The sequence below is a fragment of the Nostoc sp. genome, assembly GCF_036917455.1.
GTDB lineage: Bacteria > Cyanobacteriota > Cyanobacteriia > Cyanobacteriales > Nostocaceae > Nostoc.
This window is the reverse complement of the sequence record NZ_JBALDK010000089.1, coordinates 61,547-77,605: the sequence shown is the minus strand read 5'-3', so window position 1 is coordinate 77,605 and position 16,059 is coordinate 61,547. Positions and strand designations below refer to the sequence as shown.

The 16,059-nt window shown below is 41.1% G+C and carries 18 protein-coding genes, 1 tRNA gene and 1 pseudogene; 12 read left to right on the top strand and 8 right to left on the bottom strand.

Annotated elements, in window-relative coordinates:
- Positions 1–95 precede the first annotated feature (95 nt).
- The 5 genes from V7K42_RS09700 to V7K42_RS09680 all read left to right on the top strand — a co-directional run bounded on the left by V7K42_RS09700 (position 96) and on the right by V7K42_RS09680 (position 1,769).
- Complete coding sequence (locus tag V7K42_RS09700; RefSeq protein ID WP_334915649.1) at positions 96–485, top strand: agenet domain-containing protein; 390 nt, start codon at positions 96–98, stop codon at positions 483–485.
- Between the two features lie 268 nt (positions 486–753).
- The gene (locus tag V7K42_RS09695; protein WP_334915647.1) at positions 754–948 is read left to right on the top strand and encodes a hypothetical protein; all 195 of its coding nucleotides are present in this window, start codon (positions 754–756) and stop codon (positions 946–948) included.
- Positions 885–1,292: an IS66 family transposase gene (locus V7K42_RS09690; protein WP_334915679.1), complete on the top strand. Its 408-nt coding sequence runs from the start codon at positions 885–887 to the stop codon at positions 1,290–1,292. The genes V7K42_RS09695 and V7K42_RS09690 overlap by 64 nt, the downstream gene beginning before the upstream one ends.
- Before the next feature lie 13 nt (positions 1,293–1,305).
- On the top strand, positions 1,306–1,593 hold the full coding sequence (locus V7K42_RS09685) for an IS66 family transposase (RefSeq protein ID WP_334915646.1): 288 nt from the start codon (positions 1,306–1,308) through the stop codon (positions 1,591–1,593).
- Between the two features lie 102 nt (positions 1,594–1,695).
- Positions 1,696–1,769 (top strand) — tRNA-Pro (locus V7K42_RS09680).
- 870 nt (positions 1,770–2,639) lie between these two features.
- Here V7K42_RS09680 and cas12k read toward each other — a convergent pair.
- Positions 2,640–2,990: pseudogene (cas12k, locus tag V7K42_RS09675) on the bottom strand (type V CRISPR-associated protein Cas12k); the annotation flags it as partial.
- A gap of 267 nt (positions 2,991–3,257) precedes the next feature.
- Here cas12k and V7K42_RS09670 point away from each other — a divergent pair.
- Complete coding sequence (locus V7K42_RS09670; protein WP_334915644.1) at positions 3,258–4,982, top strand: ABC transporter ATP-binding protein; 1,725 nt, start codon at positions 3,258–3,260, stop codon at positions 4,980–4,982.
- Positions 4,983–5,449: 467 nt separating this feature from the next.
- Positions 5,450–6,088: a histidine phosphatase family protein gene (locus tag V7K42_RS09665; protein ID WP_334915642.1), complete on the top strand. Its 639-nt coding sequence runs from the start codon at positions 5,450–5,452 to the stop codon at positions 6,086–6,088.
- Positions 6,089–6,452: 364 nt separating this feature from the next.
- On the opposite strand, the gene V7K42_RS09660 is transcribed toward V7K42_RS09665, so the two are convergent.
- On the bottom strand, positions 6,453–7,931 hold the full coding sequence (locus tag V7K42_RS09660) for a protein adenylyltransferase SelO (protein WP_334915677.1): 1,479 nt from the start codon (positions 7,929–7,931) through the stop codon (positions 6,453–6,455).
- 122 nt (positions 7,932–8,053) lie between these two features.
- On the opposite strand from V7K42_RS09660, the gene V7K42_RS09655 reads away from it, so the two are divergent.
- Entirely contained in the window at positions 8,054–8,731 is a 678-nt protein-coding gene (locus V7K42_RS09655) for an SMI1/KNR4 family protein (RefSeq protein WP_334915641.1), read from the top strand.
- Positions 8,732–8,756: 25 nt separating this feature from the next.
- On the opposite strand, the gene V7K42_RS09650 is transcribed toward V7K42_RS09655, so the two are convergent.
- Positions 8,757–9,215 (bottom strand): hypothetical protein, encoded by a 459-nt coding sequence (locus tag V7K42_RS09650; protein WP_334915639.1) that lies wholly within the window; start codon positions 9,213–9,215, stop codon positions 8,757–8,759.
- Between the two features lie 243 nt (positions 9,216–9,458).
- Entirely contained in the window at positions 9,459–10,034 is a 576-nt protein-coding gene (locus tag V7K42_RS09645; protein WP_334915637.1) for a GNAT family N-acetyltransferase, read from the bottom strand.
- Positions 10,035–10,391: 357 nt separating this feature from the next.
- Between V7K42_RS09645 and bioB the strand changes: the two genes are divergently transcribed.
- Positions 10,392–11,399: a biotin synthase BioB gene (gene bioB / locus V7K42_RS09640; RefSeq protein WP_334915635.1), complete on the top strand. Its 1,008-nt coding sequence runs from the start codon at positions 10,392–10,394 to the stop codon at positions 11,397–11,399.
- Positions 11,400–11,476: 77 nt separating this feature from the next.
- Here bioB and petL read toward each other — a convergent pair whose 3' ends face one another.
- Positions 11,477–11,572 (bottom strand): cytochrome b6-f complex subunit PetL, encoded by a 96-nt coding sequence (petL, locus tag V7K42_RS09635; RefSeq protein ID WP_334915633.1) that lies wholly within the window; start codon positions 11,570–11,572, stop codon positions 11,477–11,479.
- Positions 11,573–11,736: 164 nt separating this feature from the next.
- Here petL and aroB point away from each other — a divergent pair, with 164 nt between their 5' ends.
- The gene (gene aroB / locus V7K42_RS09630) at positions 11,737–12,849 is read left to right on the top strand and encodes a 3-dehydroquinate synthase (RefSeq protein WP_334915631.1); all 1,113 of its coding nucleotides are present in this window, start codon (positions 11,737–11,739) and stop codon (positions 12,847–12,849) included.
- Positions 12,850–12,908: 59 nt separating this feature from the next.
- Positions 12,909–13,487, top strand: a complete 579-nt coding sequence (locus V7K42_RS09625) for a Uma2 family endonuclease (RefSeq protein ID WP_334915629.1) — start codon at positions 12,909–12,911, stop codon at positions 13,485–13,487.
- Here the strand turns inward: V7K42_RS09625 and V7K42_RS09620 are convergent.
- Together V7K42_RS09620 and V7K42_RS09615 are read right to left on the bottom strand one after the other, a co-directional pair.
- Complete coding sequence (locus V7K42_RS09620) at positions 13,473–13,994, bottom strand: NUDIX hydrolase (protein WP_334915627.1); 522 nt, start codon at positions 13,992–13,994, stop codon at positions 13,473–13,475. The genes V7K42_RS09625 and V7K42_RS09620 overlap by 15 nt on opposite strands.
- Before the next feature lie 43 nt (positions 13,995–14,037).
- Positions 14,038–14,352, bottom strand: coding sequence for an S-layer protein (locus V7K42_RS09615; RefSeq protein ID WP_334915626.1), 315 nt, complete (start codon positions 14,350–14,352; stop codon positions 14,038–14,040).
- A 643-nt stretch (positions 14,353–14,995) separates the two neighbouring features.
- On the opposite strand from V7K42_RS09615, the gene V7K42_RS09610 reads away from it, so the two are divergent.
- Positions 14,996–15,118, top strand: coding sequence for a hypothetical protein (locus V7K42_RS09610; protein ID WP_334915624.1), 123 nt, complete (start codon positions 14,996–14,998; stop codon positions 15,116–15,118).
- Between the two features lie 78 nt (positions 15,119–15,196).
- Here V7K42_RS09610 and V7K42_RS09605 read toward each other — a convergent pair whose 3' ends face one another.
- Positions 15,197–16,048, bottom strand: coding sequence for a CmcJ/NvfI family oxidoreductase (locus tag V7K42_RS09605; protein WP_334915622.1), 852 nt, complete (start codon positions 16,046–16,048; stop codon positions 15,197–15,199).
- Between the last annotated feature and the right edge of the window lie 11 nt (positions 16,049–16,059).

Below are 16,059 nucleotides of genomic sequence, written 5' to 3'. Positions count from 1 at the left end.
CCATAACAATAGTAACAGTTAGTTAGAAATTTTGAATTAGATTTTCATAAATCATTATCAAAATTCCGTTTTACAGTTTGAGGATAGAAATAATCATGAAAAACAAAGTATTGTTTGGTGCTATTTTCATGGCAACTTGGGTAGGAACACTGATTCCTGGTGCTTTAGCTGCCTCACCCTGTTCTGTGGGACAAAAGGCTGAGGTTCTTTGGAAGCAAGCATGGTATCCAGCAACAGTACTCAAGGTTAATGATGAGAAGTGCTATATTACATACGATGGTTATGATAGTTCCTGGAATGAATGGGTTGGCAATGCACGCTTCCGGGCATCATTTCAAGCTGGAGATTCAGTGAGAATTTTGTGGAAGGGAAAATGGTATCAAGGGCAGGTTTTAGAAGTTAGTAACAATCTTTATAAAATTACTTATGATGGCTACAATAGTACTTGGGATGAGTGGGTTGAACCTTCTAGAGTAAGCAGATAGAGAATATTTCTGTCGGTTAACAAATTAAATGCCGTCTTAACAAGTTAATGTCGCTGGAATATTCAAGGCTATAATCCTCACTGCACCAATGATTATAGCCACTCGCTCTGTTTTATGAGGGTTCATTTAGGTTTTGATGCACCAAGTTCTTTGGTTGTCGCTTTCGCTATTAGTTGAAGGAAGAAGTAGAGATTTAAGCTTGCAGGAGTATGGACTCGTCGGTCCGATGTTGGCAACGTTTATTGCTTCTCTTGGAATACGATATCGTATGTCCCGACCGAAAATAAGAGAATTGTTGAATGATTGGGTTGGTGTATTGCTGTCGGTCGGAACAATCGACAAATGTATTCGAGAGGTAGGGATAGCTTGTTCCCCAGTAGTTGAAGAATTAATTGAAGAATTGCAATCAGCAGAAATAATCCACCTTGGTACGAAAAAGGAAAATATTGCTGGTTATGGGTAGCGATTACAACAACAATTGCCGTTTACCACATTGGTAGTCGTCGTAAAGAAGAATTACTGCACCTGGTAACTAACGCATTTGTAGGATGGTTAGTCACTGATGGGTATGGAGCCTATAGTAGTTACTCAAAACGTCAACATTGCTTGGGTCATCTCATCCGTAAAGCTATAGCTTTGACGGAAGCTGTAGATAAGGAGGTGGCGGATTTGGGACAGTGGCTTTTAGAGGAACTGAGGGAACTAATACATACACTTGCTACTGGCGACGGGGATAATTCGGAAACTGACTCATACCCCGCTCGCCAAAACCCTTGTCTGCCGATTGGCTACGGTTGCGGAGCATAACAAGTTAAAGGCTTTGGCAAACGAAATTTTAGCTGATTGGGATGCTGTGGTTGCGTGTTTTTATCATCCGCAATTACCAGCAACCAATAATGAGGCTGAACGAGCTTTACGACATGCCGTTATTGCTCGAGGTATGAGCTATGGGACTCGCTCTACTGAAGGTAGTTTGGCTTACTGCTCAATTTTGAGTGTGATTGAAACTTGTCGTCTGAGAAAAATTGACTCTTGGGGTTACATTGCGATGGTTATTACTCAGGCTCGTAAAGGTATAAAACATCCTCCTAAGCCTGTTGCTTCTTAATTTCTTTTTACTGGGGGAGAGTGAACAACTACGGCTCATAGATGTAATTCTGTCATTTGGCACAGATTGTGATATTCTTAATTTACGATGCCATTTTTATGGCGGGATGTGGCGCAGCTTGGTAGCGCACTTCGTTCGGGACGAAGGGGCCGCTGGTTCGAATCCAGTCATCCCGATTTGTACTGTAGTGTACTTTCGCAAATTATATGTCGCAATTTGCAAATTAATGTCGCAATTTGCAAATTAGTGTCGCTTTGACTTTTTTTTAGAGTCAATTTAATTATACTGAGTTTTCGCAAATTAATGTCGCAACTGTGATGTGGTGGAGTTGATTCCACTACATTTGTAGGATATGCTACAAAGCTAAGAATATTCCCGAACGAAGTGCGCCTTTCAACCCTCCTAATTGAAACAAATATCTCACGTAGTAACAACAAAAATTTCCTTTCAACCCACCCTTAGCCGGAATGGTGGTTGAAACCCACCATTGGGGAATGCGCCAAAAACCGCGTAACTTTCTTTCAACCCACCCCTAGCCAGAATGGTGGTTGAAACCCTTGCCGCCTAGACCCCTTGCAAATAAAGCTTTTCAGATACAAATTTGGCATATCCCTTAAAAAGCTTCTTTCGTCTCGCATTAAAAAACTAAATCAATTGACACACTAGTCTCTGAAATTAAGACATCACAAGGGTTTTAAAGTTTTGGCGGGACTCCAGGGATTTTGCCCCCGCTTTGACACGCCAAAAAAATATTTGGAGGGTTTCCCCGACGAAGGGGGTGATTCAGTAGCCACCACTGTGGTAATCCACACCGTTATGAATAACGACTATGGCTAAAAGCCTTACTCCTTATTGCTGGGAGCGCACCTATCCTGTCTTGCGACAGCAGTATCAGAAGCGGGTAGCTACCAGGGTCAGAAAGCATGACGATCTTCCAACCGCCAAACTAACCCAGATTTTTCACAGTACATTGGCTCAAAAGAGCATGAACTGCGGCGCTGTTATAAAAATATTATATTTTCTAGCTTCGGATTAGTGAATTAAATTTAAGCGGCTTGACGTTCTTGGTAAGCAAAGACGGCTAAATTTCCCGCCTTTTCTTGTGGACTACCTTTGATTGGCTGTGTACCAATTTCAGTAGAAATTCCGACTTTTGCAGCTTGGGATTTAATACTTTCAATTAATCGACCGTAACTCCAGCGATGAATGCTCATACGATATTCTTTGGCATATTTTTGTTGAGCTTCCTTGTAACCAGGACATTTCTTCTCTGCTCTGGATTGAATTTCGCTACTGATTTGCTCACGCATATCGCGGAGTTTTGGGATAACTATGCTGTCTGCTTGATAGGTTTTGGCGATCGCAATAATTGCATCTGCTAATAATTTATCTATATACCCCTCTTCTGTCACTCTCCGGGAGGGCGATCGCTAGAAGCCTCATGAGGCAATCAATACAAGCTATACTATTAGAAAAAAATAGGTCTTGTATTTGTTATTAGAAAAGAATCGCGCAATCGGTTGCTATACAAAAGCTCTAAGTTTTATAAAAGGCAAATGTTTTCGGAGAGTGACAGAAGAGGGGTATATTAGTTAACTGTTCAGAAACTCACCAAAAACTGCTAGCGTCAAACAAAGGATAAATATCGTTGTGGACTTTCGAGCTTGAAAACCCGTTCTAATTACTGGCAATTGCTGCCTTATATCCGCCTCCAGTGGAAAACCATCGCCAAGGGACTTATTGGTATCTTGGGATACGTGCTGGCGACATTAGTGTTGATAAATCTTGCCGGGAAATTGGCAATTCCCTTTGCACAGGGTAATGTAATAGCGATCGCTCAAATAACTGGTAGTTGTGCCTTAATCTTTCTTGTCAGAGGCTTGTTTCAGTCTATACAAGATATGTACATGGCGAAAGCTTCCTTGAGAGTTGCTTTTCATCTCCGCCAGCAAGTCTACGCCCATCTTCAAAAGCTAAATCTCAGCTTTTTTGAAACCGCAAAAGCAGGTGATTTATCTTACCGCCTCACCGAAGATGTTGACCGGGTTGGCGAAGTCGTCAATAAAGGATTTCACGACTTTATCCCCTGCATTTTGCAGTTGCTGGCAATTCCGATTTACATGATTTATCTGAATTGGCAACTGACACTAGCAACAGTCATAGTTGCGCCCCTGATGGGTATTTTGGTCGGCTGGTTTGGCGAACGGTTACGCAAGTATTCCTTAAAAAGTCAAAATCGCGTGTCGGGTTTATCAGCCATCCTCGCGGAAGTTTTCAACGGTATTCGTTTGGTACAGGCTTTTGCTGCCGAAAATTATGAAATCGCCCGCTTTGGCCATGAAGCAGAACGCAGTCTCAAAGCCAAATACTCAGCCGAACGCCTCAAAGCGATTCAAATTCCCATTGTGGGATTTTTGGAAGCTTTAAGTGCGTTATCGTTATTGATTGTGGGAGCGTGGCAAATTTCCCAAAATAACTTGACAGTGGCAAATTTTTTCAGTTATTTGGCGGCGGCGGCGCTGTTAATCGATCCCATCGGTCATACTACTAACAATTACAACGAATTTAAGCAGGGTGAAGCATCTGTTGACCGGGTTTTTGAATTGATGGCGATTCAGCCAACGGTAATCGAAAAAATAAATGCGATCGCTCTTCCTCCAGTTAATGGCAAGGTAGAATATCGTCATATTTCCTTTGCCTATAAGCCAGGTGAACCCGTATTAAAAGATATCAGCTTATTAGTATCGCCAGGTGAAGCGATCGCTCTTGTGGGTGCTTCTGGTGCTGGTAAAACCACATTTGTCAACCTTCTTCCCCGTTTTTACGACCCCGAAGTTGGTCAAATCTTCATTGACGGTGTTGATATTCGGGATGTGAAGTTGCATAGTTTGCGGCGACAAATTGGGATTGTTCCTCAAGAAACCATCATGTTTTCGGGGACAATTGCCCAAAATATCGCCTTTGGACAAAAAGCTTTTGACATGGAAGCAGTTAAAGAGGCGGCGAAAATTGCTAATGCTCATCAGTTTATTAGCCAACTGCCAGAAGGTTATCAGACTTGGGTGGGCGAACGTGGGGTAAACTTATCAGGAGGACAAAGACAAAGAATTGCGATCGCTCGTGCTGTTTTGCTCAATCCCCAAATCTTGATTCTCGATGAGGCGACATCAGCATTAGATTCTGAATCAGAGGCGTTGGTACAGGAAGCACTGGAAAGATTGATGCAAAAACGCACAGTGTTTATTATTGCTCACCGTTTATCGACCGTGAGAAGGTGCGATCGTATTTTAGTTCTCGAACAGGGACAAATTGTTGAATCAGGAACCCATGAAGAATTATTAGCCCTAGAGCATCGCTACGCGCGGTTTTATGCCCAGCAATTTAGTTAAAGGTAGGGAATCAGTAGAACTGAAGACTTTAATACCTAAACTTAATAGTTTGAAGATTTTGTATCAGAATTATCATAAATAAAAGGGTTTAAATTCCCCGGAGTTGCTCCTCTTCTCCCTTGGCGTTAGCCTCTCACAATATGAGAAGGGGAGACGCTACGCGAACGCCTGAAATTTTCTTGAATTTTGAATTTTGAATTGTCAATCCTTTTTCCTCTCTGCATCCTACGGTGTACACACAAATAATTTAATTACCCCAAATCTCATTTTGTAGGGTGTGTTATGCCGGAGGCTAACGCACCATCCTAGTACTAGCTGAAACCGCTACTTTTATCTTCGATTTCAAAAGTTTGTCTTTGATTGACTTTTTTGGTTGATTACTTTGTCCTGGTGTCACATATTCGATTGCGAGATTGATGGTACTTTATGTTTGCACCAACTCCTTTATCCTAATCGCTATACAAGCTATGACACTCAATTTATATTTACTGCGACATGGAGAAACTACTTTTAGTCAAAGTGGTAATTTCTGCGGTAAAACTGATGCGGAGTTGACAACAGAGGGGATGCAGATGGCATCCGGTTTTGCCGATGTTTATCAAAAGTTGAAATGGGAGGCTGTTTATGTTAGCCCGATGAAGCGCACAATTGCAACTGCCAAGCCATTTTGTGATGCTATCGGTATGGATATGCAGTTGCGTGACGGACTTAGAGAAGGTAGTTACGGCGAATGGGAAACTAAGAGTAAATCCTTTATTCAAGAGAATTACGCAGAGAACTATGTAAAATGGTTGACAGAACCCGCTTGGAATGCACCACTAGGTGGAGAAACTGCGGTAGATATAGCTAACCGTTCTATGCCTGTAATTGCTGAAATTCAAGAAAAACATCCCCAAGGTAATGTTTTAGTAGTTTCCCATAAAGCCACGATTCGGATTATGCTTTGCAGTTTACTGGGTATTGATTTGGGACGCTATCGCTATCGGGTGAATATTTTGGTCGCGTCGGTAAGTATGGTTAAATTTGACGTTAATGGGCCTTTGTTAGAAATATTAGGCGATCGTCATCATATACCCGAGCGTATTCGCTCTCGTCCGGGAACATAATTCGCGAAAAGTTTTGTTATGAGTGGGATGCAAGCCGGCTTGGACATGACTTGCCAAGAAGGGAAAACAGCCTTTCAAAAAGGGGAGTATTCCAATTTGGCAAAAATATATGGAACTGACGTAAAAACCTTTTAAATCTTCTTCTCTTTGTGTCCTTTGTGACGGCAGTCACTCATGGGGGAAACCCCCAAGACCGCGCTGCTTCTCCTTTGCGGTTCGTTTTTTATTCTCCAAGATAAGTCATAATGCCGTATGTAAATTAAACTTGTACTGATGTGATTTGTGAAAATTTTCAAGCTGAGATCCCCGACTTTTTATAGAAATCGGGGATCTCATTGTTCAGAAACAAATAGCTGTAATACTACTATTTACTAGACTGAATTGCCTGGATTAAGTCATAAAAAGGTTGCCAATTATCCTCTTGAGCAATTGCTTCCCAAGTAGACTCAATCACAGGTCTTAATAATACCGTTTTGGGATTATGAACAGCTAAAGTTTGAGCAATTACATCGGTGCGTAGGCGTAGCCCGTCGTAGACATCGCTATCAAAATCGTTCAAAATTTTATGGTATAATATGCACCAATCATCAAAAATTATTGACGCACCCGGTACTGGCACAATATCTGAATTATTCATCACAAAACCTGGCTCATCTCGCCATTTCGATGAAAAAGTCCGAGCCATCTCATAAAAGAATTGGTGATAACCAACTTGGCTCTCTTTCAAAAATTCAATCGTTAGATTCAATAGTTCCACTGTTTCTGGATACGGCAAATCCTCAAAACCCAACTTTTTCAACATCAAAGAACTGTATTCAGCTTCATAATACTCATCAAACTTAGCTAATGCAGCTTCCATTTCGCCTTTATCAATAATTGCCTTTAAAGGTTCCTGGAGCATTTGTAAATTCAAGTGGCAAATACTTGGTTGATTACCGTAACAATAACGTCCATAATAGTCAAAATATGCAGCTATAAAGGATGGGTTATAAGTCGGGATAAACGCGTAAGGGCCATAGTCAAAACTCTCTCCAGTAATCGACATATTATCAGTATTCAAGACTGCATGACAAAAGCCAGCCGCCATCCACTGCGCCACTAGTTCTGCAACCCGTTTAACTAATTCGGCGTAAAACAGAACATATTTATCTTCTTCACTACTTAAGTGTTGATAATACTGCTCAATTACGTGGTCTAATAACTTCTTAGTTAAATCTGAACGCTGGAAATAATGCAGTCGCTCAAAAGTACCAAACCGAATATGAGAACTGCTCATTCTAATCATCACAGATGAGCGGGTAGGTGAAGGTTCATCGCCTCGCCACAGAGGTAAACCTGTCTCAATCATGCTCAAACAGCGCGAGGTTCGTACACCCAAGTGGTGTAGTGCTTCCGCAGCCAGAACTTCCCGCATTCCACCTTTGAGCGTCAGCATACCATCACCACCACGGGAGTAAGGCGTTCTCCCAGAGCCTTTTGTGCCAAAATCGTACAATTCGCCATCAGTGGCGCGGACTTGGCCGTAGAGAAAGCCTCTACCATCACCTAACTGTCTGTTATATTCACCAAATTGATAGCCGTGGTAACGTAGCGCCAACAAGGGTTTACGCCCCTGAAATTTGCCAAAAGCTGTGATAAAATCTTCATCTTTGACTACTTGAGGGTCTAGACCCAAACGAGGTAGTAGTGCATCGTTACGCCAACGCAAGACGTGTTGGGGAAATTCCTCTGCTCCAACCTCATCGTAGTAGTCATCGCCTAGAGATTCCAAGGCGCTTTCGTAGTTGAGGGAGAGAAAAGGATTGCTAGAATTTTTGTAGTTTGGGGTTTCAGCCAGAGTCATTACGAGCAAAGCATAATTCATTCTTCCTTTAATACTACCTCTGGCTTCAGCATCAGCACAGACGCAAAAAGCGACCCATATCTAAAATATGGCAGCGCTACCATTAAAATCTAGAGCGAATAATGAATAAAGTTTTGCAATTAAAGAAAAAATTAACTCAATTAGCTATTTTAGACGCTACATTTGAGGTTTTTGGCTCAGAATCGCACCAATATCAATTAAAACCTTGCTTGAGTAACAAAGAAATTCAAGTCTTTGAATCTAGATATAATATTACGCTACCAAGTGAATATAAAAACTTTCTGTTAGAAATTGGTAATGGTGGTGCAGGGCCAGGATATGGGTTATCTGGACTATCGGTAATTGAATGTGAAGGTATTATTATAGAAAAAATATACCAAGAAAAGCATGAAATTCTCTCTAAACCATTTCCTTTAATAAAAGAATGGAATAATTTGGATTTAATTGTCAAGAATAATACAGATTTTGTTATTAACAATGACGCTTATTTCGATGATAAGTTTATTCAAGGCACTCTCACCATGACAAATTATGGTTGTGGAATTTATGGGATGTTAGTTGTTACTGGGGAGCAGTCAGGACAAATCTGGATAGATGACCGGACTAATGATAATGGGATATATCCTGCCTCTTTAAATTTTTGTCATGCTTTCCATGACACTGACCCTGATGATTTGCATCCAAATAACGATGAGGAGCAGCCTTTGAGTTTTTATGATTGGTATGAAGACTGGCTTAACCGAAGTTTGCATCAAATTCGCCAGTCTTTGGAAACTTAACCTTAATTAAATCAAACTAAGTTTTTTACTTTTTCATTGGTTCTGATGGTGGTTGAGTAATACCTACTGAGTTTGATGTTGGTTGTGATGCCTGTGAAGATAGAATTTGTTTTACTTGCTGGTTATAAGTTTGTAAAATTGATTGAACCTGTTTTTGTTGAGCTTGATTCAAATCCAAAGTTTTTAACACTATCCTGATTCTCTGCCGGGATTGAATTGCTGCCTTAAATTTAGTATCTTGGGATGGATTTAATAGAGCCTCAATATCCTTATCTCTTTGCTGGCGAGCTAACTGGATTTGTAGACGCTGTTGCTTTGTGATATTGATTTTTTGGTGGGCTGAAGGACTATTCTGAGTTGTTAAGGCTGGTTGTGTAGCTGGGGAAGTTGGAATTGGTGCTGCCAATACAACTCCGTGTAATATGGTAGCAAAAGCGAAGATAGTAGAAAAGACAGATAAGCGCTTTATAGAATTAATGGACATTTTGAAAAACTCCTCAATCATCTAAAAAATGCGCCCATTGGCTCATTAGCCAGAGAGCGAACAAATATTACTCTTGCATTTGCTTGTGGAGTTGTTGTGTATTTATTATGGATTTAATATGAATTTCTAGATGCTACAAACTCATATCTCAAATTTGTTAATTAGCTATGTATAAATAAACATAATACACAGATACTTAATTTCTCAAATAAATCCGATATTCTAATGTTAGAAAAAAGATGCTTAAAATTTTGGTGCTTGCCACTTAGGATTTGTCAGACTTGTCATAATATGATCTTCCCATTGTCCATTAATTAACAAATAGTCTCTAGCGTATCCTTCAATGACAAAATCGAGTCTTTTTAAGACATTGCCACTGCGCCGATTGTGAGGCATATAATTAGCCATAACTCGGTGAAAATTTAACTGTTGAAAAAGATATTGAGTTGCGGCTTTTAGCCCTTCTGTCATATATCCTTTACCTTGTTTACTTTCAGCAAGGCTATATCCCACATAGCAAAAATGAGCGGCTCCTCGAACAAAATTGCTAAAATTGACCGTTCCAATAATTACAGTAGGATTTTTTTTTGTAAAAATAAATAGTTTTAATGATTGCCCATTAATAAATTCTAAAAAACTATTCTCTATCTGATATTGCCAATATTCTTCAGTGAAAAAACCATCAGCCCATAGAGGGTAAAATGGAGTGAGATAGGTTTTGTTATAAATGAAGTATTTGAGAATTTGGGGTATATCTTCATGAATCGCCACTCGTAATAATAGGCGATCGCTAGTAATTAGTGGCAGTTCTGATATCATAATCGATGGGATCTCTTCCCAGCACATTCTCTAAATTTTGTATTTTATAAATTCTCTCATACCTACGGTTTAGCGGTAGCAGTTAAAGGGGAATCTCACCTCTTTACTCAGAAATTTTTTGCCCACTACTCTGTACAATAAACAGCGTAAGTATTTTTACTGCTAATCTGCCATTCCACCAAAATCTTGATAAGCTGATGTCTAATATCTAGAGCGCAAGGATTGAGAGCCAATGGGTGACAAAGCACAGTACACGGCATAACTTCGATAAAATCGCTTTGCCCAAACGCTGTACCGCAGGAAATTCAACCAAAAGACAGCTCAAGATTCAACCCAGTCTACAAGAAGGATAGTGATGTGGTGGGAATACGCTACGATTGGCAGGAATTAGAGATTCGGGCGATATACAACACGCCATTGCTAGAGCTTATTTATCAAGCTGCTAGCGTGCATCGCCAATATCATGACCCAACAAAAATACAAGTTTGTAAGCTTATATCCATTAAAACGGGGGGTTGTCCAGAAGATTGTAGCTACTGTGCTCAATCTTCGCGCTATAAAACAGAGGTCAAGGCACAAGCACTCCTAGAAAAGGAAACGGTAGTTAACATCGCCCAGAAAGCCAAAGAAACTGGTGTTAGTCGCATCTGCATGGGTGCTGCTTGGCGGGAAGTGCGGGATAACTCACAATTTGAGGAAGTCCTGGAAATGGTCAAGGATGTAACTGCAATGGGTTTAGAAGTGTGCTGCACTCTGGGTATGTTGACGGCAAATCAAGCCAGGAAACTAGAAGAAGCGGGACTTTACGCCTACAACCATAACTTAGATACCTCGCAGGAATATTACAACACAATTATTACCACGAGAACTTATAGCGATCGCTTAAATACAATCGAGAATGTCCGTCAAACCAATGTTGCCGTATGTTCCGGCGGTATCCTTGGTTTAGGTGAAACCGTTGATGACCGGGTTGGAATGTTACACACTCTGACAAACTTACATCCGCATCCAGAGTCAGTGCCAATTAATATTCTTTCACAAGTACCGGGCACACCCTTAGAAAATCAGCCTGATGTCCCCATTTGGGATATTGTGCGGATGATTGCTACAGCTAGAATTTTAATGCCAGCTTCTGATGTGCGTCTGAGTGCTGGTAGGGCTAGACTTTCTGAAGTTGAACAAGCTTTCTGCTTTATGGCAGGAGCCAATTCTATATTTTCCAGCGATGACAACAAAATGTTGACGGTGACAACTCCCTGTCCAGATTACGATACTGACCGAGAAATGCTGAATTTGCTTGGTTTAGGGATGCGTCCACCTTCCCAAAGGCAGGAAAAGGTAGCAAGTCCGGCTGTTGTCGGATAAATATATTCTTGTGGGATGGGTGTCTCACCCGTCCCTGATTGAGGGCAGGCAAGATGCCCGCCCCACAAGAGTCTTGGTTAAATTATCTTAGCAGTCCGCAGACCGAACAACAGACCGACTGATAAACCAAAGAACAAACCTAAAAAGCCGATGTAAGCTGCAATTGCAAACATTTATTTTTCTCCACAATACTTCCTAAATATATTGAATCATTAGTTATTAGTCATTTGTCATTTGTCATTTGTCATTGGGGCATGGTTATTCTTGTCTCCCTCATCTCCCCCACTCCCAGATTGCGATAGAATACAGCCCACGGGCGCTTGTTTGGGGTTGAGCAATGACTTCTGTAATTAATGTAAATTTACCAGAGCAGTCTTATGAGATTGCGATAACTTCGTTAAGCTGCGCTAACGCACCTTCGAGTTTAGATCAACTCGGTCAACAGATGGCCAATCTGAAGCTAGGCAAGAAGGTACTGCTAGTTTCTAATCCGACGATTTTTAAGCATTATGGCGAAAGAGCAATTACATCCCTGAAATCTGCTGGATTTGAAGTTGCTAGCTGCACCTTACCACCTGGTGAACGCTACAAAAACCTCAATTCCATCCAAAAACTCTACGATGTCGCCTTAGAAAACCGCCTAGAACGTTCTGCTACGATGGTGGCTTTGGGCGGAGGGGTGATTGGCGATATGACTGGCTTTGCCGCTGCAACCTGGCTGCGCGGCATTAATGTCGTCCAAGTACCTACAACTCTCTTGGCGATGGTAGATTCAGCAATTGGTGGCAAAACTGGTGTAAATCATCCCCACGGTAAAAACTTAATTGGGGCATTTCATCAACCGCGCTTGGTTTTGATTGACCCAGATGTTTTAAAAACTCTTCCTATGCGCGAATTTCGGGCAGGAATGGCAGAAGTTATTAAATACGGTGTAATTTGGGATGCTGAATTGTTTGCCCAGTTGGAAGCAAGTAAACGGCTTGATCAACTCCGCTATGTAAAACCTGAGCTAATAAACAGCATATTAACTCGCTCTTGTCAAGCCAAAGCTGACGTTGTTGGCAAAGATGAGAAAGAAGGCGGATTACGGGCAATTCTCAACTATGGACATACCATCGGTCATGCAGTCGAAAGCTTAACTGGTTATCGTTTAGTAAATCATGGTGAAGCGGTGGCTATTGGTATGGTAGCAGCCGGTCAAATTGCCGTGGAATTGGGAATGTGGCAAAAAGAAGACACAGAACGTCAAAATGCTTTAATTCAAAAAACGGGTTTACCGACTCAGTTACCATCTGGGGTGGATATTGAAGCCATTATTGATGCGTTGCAACTAGATAAAAAAGTCAAAGCTGGAAAAGTGCGATTTGTTTTACCAACAGAGATTGGTGTAGTTACAGTTACCGATGAAGTGTCATCGGATATTATTCGGCAAGTGTTGCGGGCAATGTAAACAATTTCAAGAAGAATTCAGGAGTCAGAATTACATTACGAATTACAAATTATTGAGCCATGATACTTCAAGCCAAAAATCAATTAACTTTGCAAGAGTTCCTAAATCTTCCACCAGGTGAAGGAGATATAAGTTATGAGCTTATTGATGGTCAGGCAATTCCTAAAATGTCACCAAAATTTTTTCACGCAAAACTTACCCGTGTCCTTCTCAATTTGATTGAGCAATCGTGCGAGGGAAAAGGAGAAGTTTGCCCGGAATGGTCTATTGCATTAACTCGTCGGGGGCAAGATTGGATGCCAATTCCCGATATTTTGTACATTTCTGATGAACGTTTACCGCCCAACTGGGATGAAAACGAAGCTTGTCCTGTTCCTCCTGATTTGGTGATTGAGATTATTTCACCCGGACAAATTTTTGGAAAAATGGCAGCTAAAGCCAAAAACTATTTGGATGCTAAAGTTCTACGGGTGTGGGTGGTAGATAGTAAAGCCAGAAGTATTACTGTTTTTTATCCAGATGCAGCACCACAAACTTATATGGGAGACGAATTACTCACAGATTCCCTATTTGAGGGACTGGAATTTACTGTTGAGCAGGTATTTCAAAAAGCGAAAATACCATTAGATGCCGAATAGCACACTTTTTGCGTCTAGCACAATTTGACGCATATCATTTTTATCACCTGCTTGATATTGAGAAATGAATTCATCAATATCTATAATGTTTCTTCCCATACTTTCATGTGTACATAAGCTTAGACCGTTGTAGCTATTGTTAGAGATTATTTCCTCAACAAATCCAGTCATAACTACAAGGTATGTAAGCTGCTCAGGTTGACTCCCGTAAAAATCAGATTGGATAAATTTCACAAGTTTTAATTCTCCTAGAGTTACTTTTACCTCCTCCATAACTTCTCGTCTTGCAGTTTCCTCAAAAGTAAATTCGCCTATCTGCACGTGTCCCCCAGGGAGGTCAATACCACGGTTAAGGAGAGCGCATACAATTAAACCATCCTTGGTAAAAGGTACGACTAGAACACTCGTTATCTTTTCAAAGGCAGGCAAAAATGAACTGCCAATATCTACAAAATTGACTTTTTGCCCTGTTTGGATAACAGTCTTTCTGCAATCCTTTTCACTCATTGGTTTAATTTATGCTATTTAATATAGTTATAAGACTCCTATTTTATTTTTCAAACTGCGGTTCTTTTTGCGGTTGCTGCTGGCTATTTGTTGGTTGCAATTTATTAAATAAAGCTGGTGGCGTAGCTTTACGGAATGCACCGCAGTAATGCATAGTCATAACTGCCTTAAAAGCCCAATGGTCTTTTGGCACATCACTAAAGGGATTTGGCAAAGTTTCTGCTTGATTTTGGATACAAGCATTCAAAACTTGATTCGATTTTGCTGGAGTGTCGGTAGTAGGTTCTTGAGATTTAACAGGAGTAACAAAGCTAGTAGTAGCTAGCACTACGACTGTTACCAGAAGTTTGTGGTTCATAATTTGAGTTTTCTAGGGATTAAAGTCTACCCTATGTTAGTTCCCAGGCTGTCGCCCAGGAACTAAAATAACCTAAGCGTTAGAAAACATGGTAAGCATTACTAATAGAACAGTTAATGCACCGATCCAAAGAGCTAACGATCCCCAACTAACTGAATCTTTTTGTACTCTTTGCCATAAATTGGTAACTAAGTTATTCCGAATTGCCATTTTATAACCTCCAATTTTTATTAAATTTGAACTGACTTGAGGCATTAAGCTTGCATTGAGTAAAGAAAATTTCATCTTTGGGAGTATCAGCCTTTATTTGCTAATTCCCAAAGACTAACCAACAAAGATTTAAATTAATTAATGCAGTGATGTTTACGATAATACGTATGTCTTAACGCATTACCGAGCTAAAAAACGAACAAAATTTTACAAAAGACATTTGTTGATGCTTAACTTTATTTTCCCATACGTAACTGTTTGCACTCCGAAGTTTTGTGATTTTGAAAGAATTCTTAACGTTGCCTTAACCCTGTATAAAACTTAGTGTTTTTTAAATCAAAAACTACTTAAATACTGACTCTATATCACTTTCACTCGTGATTTATCTAGACTTGAAAATAAACACAACTAAGAGTGAAATGGTAGGTAAATAATGGTGCAACAAATAAGGCCATTAAAAATTACTACTCGTGCTGAACGCGATCGCCTACGCGGACTCAAAATGATTTATGAGCCGAAGTCTCTCCACTTCTTTCAAGCAAGATTTGAGTCGTAGTAAAGGGGCGTTGGGAATTGGGCATTGATGAATAGTTCTTCTTCCCCTGCCTTCCCTGCCCCTCCGCCCCCCTGCTAATTATGCGGCATAGAAAACCAGCGTCCGCAACTCGATACTCTCACGTGGCGGGGCATCTGGCTGGCTTGTTGGGTCATCGAATGCGGTGTGGGCGGCGAACCGCGCCAAACCTTCTTCTGCTGAATCAAAACATTTAATGAGTAGCGCTTCGTTCCGTTGCATTTGCGGAAAGTAGAACCACTGATGTTTCGGGTTATAAGTGACTACGTAGGTTTCGCCAACGCGATCGCGATACACAAGATCGGTAGCTACGAGGTCATTAGGCGCGATACTTTGGGCATCACACACCGCTAATGGAGACTCCTGCACTGGCCCTGCGATCGGTCGCCAGAGGTTAACTACACTGAATCTCTGCCGCAGAAGCTCATCAGGATTTTCAGTACCGATTGCTTCCAACACGGCACGGGCGCGACTATAGCCAGACTTAGCGGTGAAGTCGTTGTGTACGCCCCTTACTGGTGTTCTTATGCCTTGCTCACCCTGCTTCGCTCGTTCGGCATTACGCAGGTTGTGATCGAACACTATCACCCTTTGAGCACCTGTCAAATCCTTGAGGAATTCCTCGGCTTCAGAGTAGTAAACGCGGCGTACCTCATCCCGATCGTAAAAGTCTTTAACAGTGCTGTGCTGTTCGACTAAGGTGAATCCCTGTCGATCCAAAGATACATCCTCTGCGATCGTCCGAGCATCGTAAATTGGAAGTTTATGTACCTCATACTTCCCACTTCGTTGGGGAATACCTGGCGGTGGTTCGTAGGTGTAGTTAACAGGTTTTTCTACTGTCGGAGTGAGGTAATGGAGTTCTCCCTCAACATGCGGTATATCTTTGAGTAATTGACTGTTTAAGCTCATGGGTTAAATCT

Bases quoted from the DNA above. Each gene is read 5' to 3' on its own strand.
- V7K42_RS09610 (WP_334915624.1), top strand. From the start codon at position 14,996: ATGGTGCAACAAATAAGGCCATTAAAAATTACTACTCGTGCTGAACGC.
- V7K42_RS09665 (WP_334915642.1), top strand. From the start codon at position 5,450: ATGACACTCAATTTATATTTACTGCGACATGGAGAAACTACTTTTAGT.
- V7K42_RS09655 (WP_334915641.1), top strand. From the start codon at position 8,054: ATGAATAAAGTTTTGCAATTAAAGAAAAAATTAACTCAATTAGCTATT.
- V7K42_RS09625 (WP_334915629.1), top strand. From the start codon at position 12,909: ATGATACTTCAAGCCAAAAATCAATTAACTTTGCAAGAGTTCCTAAAT.
- V7K42_RS09650 (WP_334915639.1), bottom strand. From the start codon at position 9,215: ATGTCCATTAATTCTATAAAGCGCTTATCTGTCTTTTCTACTATCTTC.
- aroB (WP_334915631.1), top strand. From the start codon at position 11,737: ATGACTTCTGTAATTAATGTAAATTTACCAGAGCAGTCTTATGAGATT.
- V7K42_RS09700 (WP_334915649.1), top strand. From the start codon at position 96: ATGAAAAACAAAGTATTGTTTGGTGCTATTTTCATGGCAACTTGGGTA.
- V7K42_RS09605 (WP_334915622.1), bottom strand. From the start codon at position 16,048: ATGAGCTTAAACAGTCAATTACTCAAAGATATACCGCATGTTGAGGGA.
- V7K42_RS09660 (WP_334915677.1), bottom strand. From the start codon at position 7,931: ATGACTCTGGCTGAAACCCCAAACTACAAAAATTCTAGCAATCCTTTT.
- V7K42_RS09645 (WP_334915637.1), bottom strand. From the start codon at position 10,034: ATGATATCAGAACTGCCACTAATTACTAGCGATCGCCTATTATTACGA.
- V7K42_RS09615 (WP_334915626.1), bottom strand. From the start codon at position 14,352: ATGAACCACAAACTTCTGGTAACAGTCGTAGTGCTAGCTACTACTAGC.
- petL (WP_334915633.1), bottom strand. From the start codon at position 11,572: ATGTTTGCAATTGCAGCTTACATCGGCTTTTTAGGTTTGTTCTTTGGT.
- V7K42_RS09695 (WP_334915647.1), top strand. From the start codon at position 754: ATGTCCCGACCGAAAATAAGAGAATTGTTGAATGATTGGGTTGGTGTA.
- V7K42_RS09620 (WP_334915627.1), bottom strand. From the start codon at position 13,994: ATGAGTGAAAAGGATTGCAGAAAGACTGTTATCCAAACAGGGCAAAAA.